Origin of the sequence: Streptomyces sp. AF1A, from assembly GCF_047340315.1 — a bacterium.
Taxonomy (GTDB): Bacteria; Actinomycetota; Actinomycetes; order Streptomycetales; family Streptomycetaceae; genus Streptomyces.
Map to the genome: position 1 here is coordinate 1 of NZ_JBLEBI010000231.1, position 8,906 is coordinate 8,906.

Consider the following 8,906-nt stretch of genomic DNA (forward strand, 5'->3'; position numbering starts at 1 on the left):
CCCGACGAGCAGCACCACCCGACTGCCGTACACCCTGCCCGCCAACTCGGCGCAGGCGGCGGCCAGCCCGGCGGCGGCCCGCTGCATCAGCGCCCCTTCCGGCAGCCGCGCCATCAGGGCCCGCTCGGCCGCCCTCACCGTCTCCACGCTGTACGCAGTACGCATGGCACCGAGTCTGCCCCGGAACCCCCGCCCCCCACACCCGGAGCGGCCGGGCGGCTCAGCCCTCGGCGACCACCACGGCCGAGGCCACCCCCGCGTCATGGCTGAGCGACACATGCCAGGCGCGCACGCCCAGTTCGGCGGCCCGCAGCGCCACGGTCCCGGTCACCCGCAGCCGCGGCTGCCCGCTGTCCTCGACGTACACCTCCGCGTCCGTCCAGTGCAGCCCGGGCGGCGCCCCCAGCGCCTTCGCCAGCGCCTCCTTCGCGGCGAACCGGACGGCCAGCGAGGCGATTCCGCGCCGCTCCCCGCTGGGCAGCAGCAACTCGCCCGGCACGAACAACCGGTCGGCCAGCCCGGGCGTCCGCTCCAGGGACGCCCGGAACCGATCGATCTCGGCGACGTCGATCCCGACTCCGATGATGCTCATGGTGAGCACCCTAGGCCCCGCCGAGGGCGGCTGCCGGGCCGCTCGTGCGGGCCTCTAGGCTGCGCCCATGACCGACGCGTCCCGCACCCCCCGGGCCTACCTCTCCGGACTCTTCTCGCTGGACGGCCGGGTCGCCGTGGTGACCGGGGGCAGCTCCGGCATCGGCCGGGCCATCTCCGGGGCGCTGGCGCGCGCCGGGGCGAGCGTGGTGGTCGTGGCCCGCGGCAGGGCGGAACTGGCGGCCACCGTCGAGGAGTTGGTGGTCGACGGATGCCGGGCGGCCTGGGTGAGCGGCGATCTGAGCAGCCGCGAGGGTGTGCGCGCCGCGGCCGAGGAGGCGGCCGGGGTCTTCGGGGAGCCCGACATCCTCGTCAACTCCGCGGGGATCAACATCAGGCCGCCGATGGGCGAGTTGAGCGAGGACGTGTGGGACACGGCCATGGCCGTGAACCTGGAGGCGCCCTTCCTGCTGGGGCAGCGGTTCGGACCCGGCATGGCCGAGCGGGGCTTCGGCCGGATCATCCACGTCAGCTCCCAGCAGGCGCACCGGGCGTTCGTGCAGAGCGGCGCGTACGGCGTCTCGAAGGGCGCGCTGGAGTCGCTGGCCCGCTCGCAGGCCGAGGCCTGGTCCCCGTACGGCGTCACCGTCAACACGCTGGTGCCCGGCTTCGTGATGACCCCGCTGAACGCGCGGCTGTCGGCCGACCCGGAGAAGGTGGCGGCCTTGGCCGCGCGCACGCTGACCGGCCGCAACGGGGTCGCCGAGGACTTCGAGGGCGCGGCTGTCTTCCTCGCCGGCCACGCCTCCGCCTACGTCACCGGCCAGTCGATCTTCGTCGACGGCGGCTTCTCGGTCCACTGAGCCCCGCGCCGCGGCGCCCCGGTGGGGCCTACTCCACCGTCACCGACTTGGCCAGGTTCCGCGGCTGGTCCACCTCGTTGCCCCTGGCGGTGGCCAGCTCGCAGGCGAAGACCTGCAGCGGAACCGTGGCCACGAGCGGCTGCAGCAGCGTCGGCGTGGCCGGGATGCGGATGAGGTGGTCGGCGTAGGGCACGACCGCCTCGTCGCCCTCCTCGGCGATCACGATGGTGCGGGCGCCGCGGGCCCGGATCTCCTGGATGTTGGAGACGATCTTGTCGTGCAGGACGGAGCGGCCGCGCGGCGAGGGCACGACCACCACCACCGGCAGGTCCTCCTCGATCAGCGCGATCGGGCCGTGCTTCAGCTCGCCCGCCGCGAAGCCCTCGGCGTGCATGTAGGCGAGCTCCTTGAGCTTCAGCGCGCCTTCGAGGGCGACGGGATAGCCGACGTGCCGGCCCAGGAACAGCACCGTGTTCTTCGCCGCGAGCGTCCGCGCCAGCGCCCGGACCGGCTCCATGGTCTCCAGGACGCGCTCGACCTCCACCGAGATGCGGGACAGGTCCTTGATGACCGCCTGGATCTCGTCGCCCCACTTGGTCCCGCGCACCTGGCCCAGGTACAGGGCGACCAGGTAGCAGGCGACCAGCTGGGTCAGGAACGCCTTGGTCGAGGCGACGGCGACCTCCGGGCCGGCGTGCGTGTACAGCACGGCGTCGGACTCGCGGGGAATCGTGGAGCCGTTGGTGTTGCAGATGGCCAGCACCTTGGAGCCCTGTTCCCGGGCGTGCCGCAGCGCCATCAGGGTGTCCATGGTCTCGCCGGACTGGGAGATGGCGATCACCAGGGAGCGGCCGTCCAGGATCGGGTCCCGGTAGCGGAACTCGCTCGCCAGCTCCACCTCGCACGGGATGCGCGTGAAGTGCTCGATGGCGTACTTGGCGATCAGGCCGGCGTGGAAGGCCGTACCGCAGGCGACGATGACGACCTTGTCGATCTCGCGCAGCTCGGAGGGCGTGATGCGGACCTCGTCCAGGGTCAGGGAGCCGGACGGGTCGATGCGGCCGAGCAGGGTGTCGGCGACCGCCTTGGGCTGCTCGGCGATCTCCTTGAGCATGAAGTAGTCGTAGCCGCCCTTCTCGGCGGCGGCCGCGTCCCAGTCGACGTTGTAGGAGCGGACCTCGGCCGGCTGACCGTCGAAGCCGGTGACCGTCACGCCGTCGCGGCGCAGCTCCACCACCTGGTCCTGGCCGAGTTCGATCGCGGAGCGGGTGTGCGCGATGAACGCGGCGACGTCCGAGGCCAGGAACGCCTCGCCCTCGCCGACGCCCACCACGAGCGGGGAGTTGCGGCGGGCGCCGACCACCACGTCCGGCTCGTCCGCGTGCACCGCGACCAGGGTGAACGCGCCCTCCAGCCGCCGGCACACCAGCCGCATCGCCTCCGCGAGGTCCGCGCAGGAGGAGAACTCCTCGGCCAGCAGGTGGGCGACCACCTCGGTGTCCGTCTCGGAGTTCAGCTCGTGGCCGCGCTCGGCCAACTCGGCACGCAGCACGGCGAAGTTCTCGATGATGCCGTTGTGGACGACGGCGACCCGGCCCGCGTTGTCCAGGTGCGGGTGCGCGTTGGCGTCCGTGGGGCCGCCGTGGGTCGCCCAGCGCGTGTGGCCGATGCCCGTGGAGCCCGCCGGCAGGGGCCGGTCGACCAGTTCCTTCTCCAGATTGACCAGCTTCCCGGCCTTCTTGGCGGCGGCCAGCCCGCCGTCCGCCAGCACGGCGACACCCGCCGAGTCGTACCCCCGGTACTCCAGCCTCTTCAGCCCGGCCATCACGACATCGAGCGCCGACTGCGACCCCACGTATCCCACGATTCCGCACATGGGCGGCAGCCTACGGCCCGCGACCGGCCCGAACGGGCCGCCCCCTGCCCGAAATCGGAAATTCCCACCGTCGTACGAAGATCCCGGCCGCGCCCGGCGGCGGCCCGGACCGCGCGGGCGTGGCGGACCCCACCCGCCGGCGTGACGGACCCCACCCGCCGCCCCGTTCGAACTCCGTTAACAATGGAATGTGATCTCACCGGTCTCCTCGATGCCCCGGAGCGCCCACCGGCACAGGCCGGAGGCGACTCCCTACGTCGATCTCACCCGCGCCGAGTGGAGCGCGCTGCGCGCCAAGACGCCGCTGCCGCTCACCGCCGAGGAGGTGGAGAAGCTGCGCGGTCTGGGCGACGTGATCGACCTGGACGAGGTGCGCGACATCTACCTCCCGCTCTCCCGCCTGCTGAATCTCTACGTCGGCGCCACCGACGGCCTCCGAGGGGCGCTGAACACCTTTCTCGGCGAGAAGGGCTCCCAGTCCGGCACCCCCTTCGTCATAGGTGTCGCCGGCTCCGTCGCGGTGGGCAAGTCCACCGTCGCGCGCCTCCTGCAGGCGCTGCTCTCCCGCTGGCCCGAGCATCCGCGCGTGGAGCTGGTGACGACGGACGGTTTCCTGCTGCCGACCAAGGAGCTGGAGGCCCGCGGCCTGATGTCGCGCAAGGGCTTCCCCGAGTCCTACGACCGCCGCGCCCTCACCCGCTTCGTCGCGGACATCAAGGCCGGCAAGGACGAGGTGTCCGCGCCCGTCTACTCCCACCTCATCTACGACATCGTGCCGGGCGAGAAGCTCACGGTCCGCCGCCCGGACATCCTGATCGTCGAGGGCCTGAACGTCCTCCAGCCCGCGCTGCCCGGCAAGGACGGCCGCACCCGGGTCGGCCTCGCCGACTACTTCGACTTCAGCGTGTACGTCGACGCGAGCGGCGACGACATCGAGCGCTGGTACCTCAGCCGCTTCAGGAAGCTGCGGCAGACGGCCTTCCAGAACCCCGAGTCGTACTTCCGCAAGTACACCCAGGTGTCGGAGGAGGAGGCCCTCGACTACGCGCGCGCCCTGTGGCGGACGATCAACAAGCCGAACCTGGTCGAGAACATCGCCCCCACCCGCGGCCGGGCCACCCTCATCCTGCGCAAGGGGCCGGACCACAAGGTGCAGCGGCTGCGACTGCGCAAGCTGTAGCCCGGCGCGGGGGTGCGGCGGCTGCTAGAACCGCGTCTCGCAGTTCGCGTTGACGCTGTCGGCGGTGTCGGCGAACACCGTGTCGCTGCCGCCGCCGCAGTTCACCGAGTCCCCGCCGGCGTTGTCCTCCACGTCGATCAGGTCGTTCTTGCCGTTGGTGGTCACGCTGTCGGTGCCCGTACCGGCGTCGACGATGGCGCTGACCGGAGCCGTGGTGCCGTCGAAGGAGTCGTTCCCGTCGCCCAGCGCGACCGTGAGCCATGCCACCGTGGCGACGGGACCGCAGTCCGCGGTGGTGGCGTCCACCCGGGTGCAGCCCGGGCCGATGGCGATGCCCGTGGTGTCGCTGAGCCGCAGATGGGTGCCGGAGACGCTGGCCGTGACCGTGTTCGCCACGCCGGCGCGCGCCTGGAGCCCGGCGAGCCCGCCGAGGATCCGGAACGCCGTGGAGCCCGGTGCCGGGGCGGCGGCGGCCGGAGCGGCGAGCGAGGTGGCGACGAGACCCGCCACCAGGGCCGGACCGGCCGCCCGCATCAGGGTGCTGCGCACGATCTTCATTGCTGTCTCTCTCTTCCGATCGAGGGGGTGGCCGCGCGGTGCGGCCTCGATGCCAGAGAAACAGTCAGTGATCAAGCGTGCACTTTTTGCTACGCCTTGGGGTTCAACCCGGCGCGTCTCAGCCCAGCGCCGACTTCACCGCGTCGGCCAGCCTGCCGGCGACCGAACGGGCCTGTTCGATGTCCGCCGCCTCGACCATCACCCGCACCAGCGGCTCGGTGCCGGACGGCCGGAGCAGCACGCGCCCCGTCTCCCCCAGTTCGCGCTCGGCCTCCGTCACGGCGGCCGCGAGGTCGGCGGAGGTCGCCACCCGGGACCTGTCCACGTCCGGCACGTTGACGAGCACCTGCGGCAGCCGCTCCATCACGGACGCCAGCTCGCGCAGGCTGCGGCCGGTCTGCGCGATCCGTGCCGCCAGCATCAGCCCGGTGAGCGTGCCGTCGCCGGTCGTGGCGTGGTCGAGGATGATGACGTGCCCGGACTGCTCGCCGCCGAGGGCGAAGCCGTGCTCCTTCATCTCCTCCAGCACGTACCGGTCGCCGACGGCCGTCTGCACCAGCCGGATGCCCGCGCGTTCCATGGCCAGCTTGAAGCCCAGGTTGGACATCACGGTCGCGACGACGGTGTCGGAGGGCAGTGCGGAACGCTCCCGCATCGCCAGCGCGAGCACGGCGAGGATCTGGTCGCCGTCGACCTCCTCGCCGGTGTGGTCCACGGCCAGGCAGCGGTCGGCGTCGCCGTCGTGCGCCACGCCGAGGTCCGCGCCGTGCTCGACGACCGCGGCCTTCAGCCGGTCCAGGTGGGTCGAGCCGCAGCCGTCGTTGATGTTCAGGCCGTCCGGCTCGGCGCCGATCGTGACGACCTGGGCGCCGGCCCGCGCGAACGCCTCCGGCGAGACCCCCGAGGCCGCGCCGTGCGCTTCGTCCAGGACGATCTTCAGTCCGTCCAGCCGGTTCGGCAGGACGGACAGGAGGTGGCCGATGTACTGCTCGAAGCCCTCGTCGTACGACCGCACGCGGCCGACCCCGGCGCCCGTCGGCCGCTCCCACGGCTCGCCGTGCCGGTGCGAGTCGTACACCGCCTCGATGCGGTCCTCGAGGTCGTCGGCGAGTTTGTGGCCGCCGCGGGCGAAGAACTTGATGCCGTTGTCGGGCATGGCGTTGTGGCTGGCGGAGAGCATCACGCCCAGGTCGGCGCCGAGCGCGCCGGTCAGGAACGCCACCGCGGGCGTCGGCAGCACACCGACCCTCAGGACGTCGACGCCGGCGCTGGCGAGGCCCGCCACCACCGCCGCCTCCAGGAACTCCCCGGACGCGCGCGGGTCCCGTCCGACCACCGCCGTCGGCCTGTGGCCCTCGAACGTGCCCGCCTCGGCCAACACGTGCGCCGCGGCGACGGAGAGGCCGAGCGCCATCTCGGCCGTCAGATCCGCGTTGGCGACACCGCGCACGCCGTCCGTGCCGAAGAGTCGTCCCACTTGTCCTCCTGAGGGTCCTGAGGAAGCGTCGTTGCTGCCTTGCATGGTGGCAGACAGCGGGTCATCCGATCACACCGGCCTTTGAGCGTCTTGTGTCGTTATACGCCCTTGGCCGGAATAAGCGAACGCCCCGACGGCACATGTGGCGTGCCGCCGGGGCGTTCGGAGTACGAGCAGGCAGCTGCGCTTAGCGCTTGCTGTACTGCGGGGCCTTGCGGGCCTTCTTCAGACCGGCCTTCTTCCGCTCGACCGCACGGTCGTCGCGGCGCAGGAAGCCGGCCTTCTTCAGCGGGCCGCGGTTGTTGTCGACGTCGGCCTCGTTCAGCGCACGGGCGACACCGAGGCGCAGCGCACCGGCCTGGCCGGAGACGCCGCCACCGGCGATGCGGGCGATGACGTCGTAACGGCCCTCGAGCTCGAGCACCTTGAAGGGCTCGTTGACCTCCTGCTGGTGCACCTTGTTCGGGAAGTAGTCCTCGAGGGTGCGGCCGTTGATCTTCCACTTGCCGGAGCCCGGAACGATCCGGACGCGGGCGATGGCGTTCTTGCGGCGGCCCAGGCCGGCGGCCGGCTGGGGCTCGCCGAAGCGGGAGGCCAGGGACTCCGAGGTGTACTCGCCCTCGACGGGCACCTCGGACTCGGTGGTGTAGCTGTCGATGTCAAGCTCTTCGAGCGGCTGCTCGGCAGTGGTCTCGGCCACGATTCTCCTCAGATTCTCTTCAGTCTTAGGGGGTGGCCGGACTTACTGCGCGACCTGGGTGATCTCGAACGGCACCGGCTGCTGGGCGCCGTGCGGGTGCTGGTCACCCTTGTAGACCTTCAGCTTCGAGAGCATCTGACGGCCCAGGGAGTTCTTCGGGAGCATGCCCTTGACGGCCTTCTCGATGGCCTTCTCGGGGTTCTTGTCGAGGAGCTCGTCGTAACGGACGGAGCGCAGACCACCCGGGTAGCCGGAGTGGCGGTACGCCATCTTCTGGGTCCGCTTGTTGCCGGAGAGGTGCACCTTGTCGGCGTTGATGATGATGACGAAGTCACCGGTGTCGACGTGGGGCGCGTAGATCGGCTTGTGCTTGCCCCGGAGAAGGGTCGCTGCGGTGGTGGCGAGACGGCCCAGGACGACGTCCTGAGCGTCGATGACGTGCCACTGGCGCGTCACATCGCCGGGCTTGGGGCTGTACGTACGCACGGTTCGTAGCCTTCGCTTCGAGTGAATGGTCCTAAACAAGGTCACCGAAACGATCACGACAGCCTTGACCCACGGCGGCGACGCAAACCGCGTGCGTGGGGTCGCTGGTCATCGGCCCGGTGGACCGGTGTAAGGGCCCGTCCCGTGAGAATGAGCAAGCCAATACACAACGAAGAAGCAGGTTACCCGGGCGCCCCCGGACGGGTCAAAACGAGCCCTTGCGACACGGCACCGACGGACAAACGAGGCATGCCGCCGCGCGCGGTCCAGCACCCCGTTCCCCCCGTCTAAGATGCGCCCCATGAGTTACGGGCAGGGGGGACCCCAGTCTCAGTGGGATCCCTGGAAACCGAATTCCCAGCAGCCCTGGAACAGCGGCGGCGACGACGGGACTCCCGACTGGGCCGCGCTCGCGGAGGCCTCGGAGACCCGCAACAAGCGCCGCAAGCTGCTGTTCGTCGTCGGCGGCGCGCTCGCCACGGTGGCGATAGGCACCGCGGTCGCCATGGCCGTCGTCTCGGCGAACAGCCACAACGACGCCCACGGGCAACCGGCCAACCTGCCCGCCAGCGGGTCCCTGCCCGGCGGCACGTCCAGCGCGGCGCCGTCCTTCGAGCCGACCAGCGCCCCGCCGCCGCTGGACCCGAAGGACTTCATATCCAGCGCCAAGAAGGACACCGCCCCGCTCAGCGCCGGCAGCCTCTTCCCGGGCACCCAGCTGACCATGGGCGACACCGTGTACAAGAAGGGCGCCACGGCCGACACCACGAACTGCGCCTCGGCGGCCGGCGGCTCCCTGCCGAAGATCCTCACGGCGAACGGCTGCACCCGCCTGATCCGCGCGACGTACACCAACGGCGGGGTCGCCGTCACCGTCGGCGTCGCCGTCTTCGACACCGACGCCCGGGCGGCGAAGGCCAAGGGCCAGACCGACGACCGCAGCATCGTGCGCTCGCTGGCCGGCAAGGGCGTCAAGCCCTTCTGCGACGGGGCGATCTGCCGCTCGACCCGCAACGCCGTCGGCCGCTACGCCTACTTCACCACCGCCGGCTTCACCAACGGCGCGAACGTCACCAAGAAGGACACCAAGGTCTTCTCCGCGGGCGACGACCTGCAGGAGTTCACCTTCCGCCAGATCTGGCGCCGCGGCGAGTCCCAGGCGTCGGCGGCGGCCA

The 8,906-nt window shown here is 71.3% G+C and carries 9 protein-coding genes and 1 pseudogene; 3 read left to right on the plus strand and 7 right to left on the minus strand.

Annotated elements, in window-relative coordinates; translation table 11 throughout:
• Positions 1-165: pseudogene (locus ACLU3S_RS33725) on the minus strand (bifunctional ADP-dependent NAD(P)H-hydrate dehydratase/NAD(P)H-hydrate epimerase); the annotation flags it as partial.
• Between the two features lie 55 nt (positions 166-220).
• Positions 221-592 (minus strand): holo-ACP synthase, encoded by a 372-nt coding sequence (locus ACLU3S_RS33730; protein ID WP_413955791.1) that lies wholly within the window; start codon positions 590-592, stop codon positions 221-223.
• 67 nt (positions 593-659) lie between these two features.
• Here ACLU3S_RS33730 and ACLU3S_RS33735 point away from each other — a divergent pair, with 67 nt between their 5' ends.
• Complete coding sequence (locus ACLU3S_RS33735; protein ID WP_413955792.1) at positions 660-1,454, plus strand: SDR family NAD(P)-dependent oxidoreductase; 795 nt, start codon at positions 660-662, stop codon at positions 1,452-1,454.
• Between the two features lie 28 nt (positions 1,455-1,482).
• Here the strand turns inward: ACLU3S_RS33735 and glmS are convergent, their stop codons facing one another.
• Positions 1,483-3,330 carry a glutamine--fructose-6-phosphate transaminase (isomerizing) gene (gene glmS / locus ACLU3S_RS33740; RefSeq protein ID WP_413955793.1) on the minus strand — a complete coding sequence of 616 codons (1,848 nt, stop codon included), beginning with the start codon at positions 3,328-3,330 and terminating at the stop codon, positions 1,483-1,485.
• 211 nt (positions 3,331-3,541) lie between these two features.
• On the opposite strand from glmS, the gene coaA reads away from it, so the two are divergent.
• A complete protein-coding gene (gene coaA / locus ACLU3S_RS33745; protein WP_413955797.1) occupies positions 3,542-4,510 on the plus strand; it encodes a type I pantothenate kinase in 969 nt (322 codons plus the stop codon).
• 24 nt (positions 4,511-4,534) lie between these two features.
• Here coaA and ACLU3S_RS33750 read toward each other — a convergent pair whose 3' ends face one another.
• The 4 genes from ACLU3S_RS33750 to rplM form a co-directional block, all read right to left on the minus strand.
• Positions 4,535-5,068, minus strand: a complete 534-nt coding sequence (locus ACLU3S_RS33750; RefSeq protein WP_413955794.1) for a hypothetical protein — start codon at positions 5,066-5,068, stop codon at positions 4,535-4,537.
• A gap of 118 nt (positions 5,069-5,186) precedes the next feature.
• The gene (gene glmM, locus ACLU3S_RS33755; protein ID WP_413955795.1) at positions 5,187-6,545 is read right to left on the minus strand and encodes a phosphoglucosamine mutase; all 1,359 of its coding nucleotides are present in this window, start codon (positions 6,543-6,545) and stop codon (positions 5,187-5,189) included.
• Between the two features lie 187 nt (positions 6,546-6,732).
• Positions 6,733-7,245 carry a 30S ribosomal protein S9 gene (rpsI, locus tag ACLU3S_RS33760; RefSeq protein ID WP_030173946.1) on the minus strand — a complete coding sequence of 171 codons (513 nt, stop codon included), beginning with the start codon at positions 7,243-7,245 and terminating at the stop codon, positions 6,733-6,735.
• A 42-nt stretch (positions 7,246-7,287) separates the two neighbouring features.
• A complete protein-coding gene (rplM, locus tag ACLU3S_RS33765) occupies positions 7,288-7,731 on the minus strand; it encodes a 50S ribosomal protein L13 (RefSeq protein ID WP_351743246.1) in 444 nt (147 codons plus the stop codon).
• 301 nt (positions 7,732-8,032) lie between these two features.
• Between rplM and ACLU3S_RS33770 the strand changes: the two genes are divergently transcribed.
• Positions 8,033-8,906, plus strand: an 874-nt coding sequence (locus ACLU3S_RS33770) for a hypothetical protein (protein ID WP_413955796.1), incomplete at its 3' end; no start/stop codon positions are given.

Coding starts and splice junctions, on each gene's coding strand:
- ACLU3S_RS33730 (WP_413955791.1), bottom strand. CDS start 592: ATGAGCATCATCGGAGTCGGGATCGACGTCGCCGAGATCGATCGGTTC.
- ACLU3S_RS33735 (WP_413955792.1), top strand. CDS start 660: ATGACCGACGCGTCCCGCACCCCCCGGGCCTACCTCTCCGGACTCTTC.
- glmS (WP_413955793.1), bottom strand. CDS start 3,330: ATGTGCGGAATCGTGGGATACGTGGGGTCGCAGTCGGCGCTCGATGTC.
- coaA (WP_413955797.1), top strand. CDS start 3,542: ATGCCCCGGAGCGCCCACCGGCACAGGCCGGAGGCGACTCCCTACGTC.
- ACLU3S_RS33750 (WP_413955794.1), bottom strand. CDS start 5,068: ATGAAGATCGTGCGCAGCACCCTGATGCGGGCGGCCGGTCCGGCCCTG.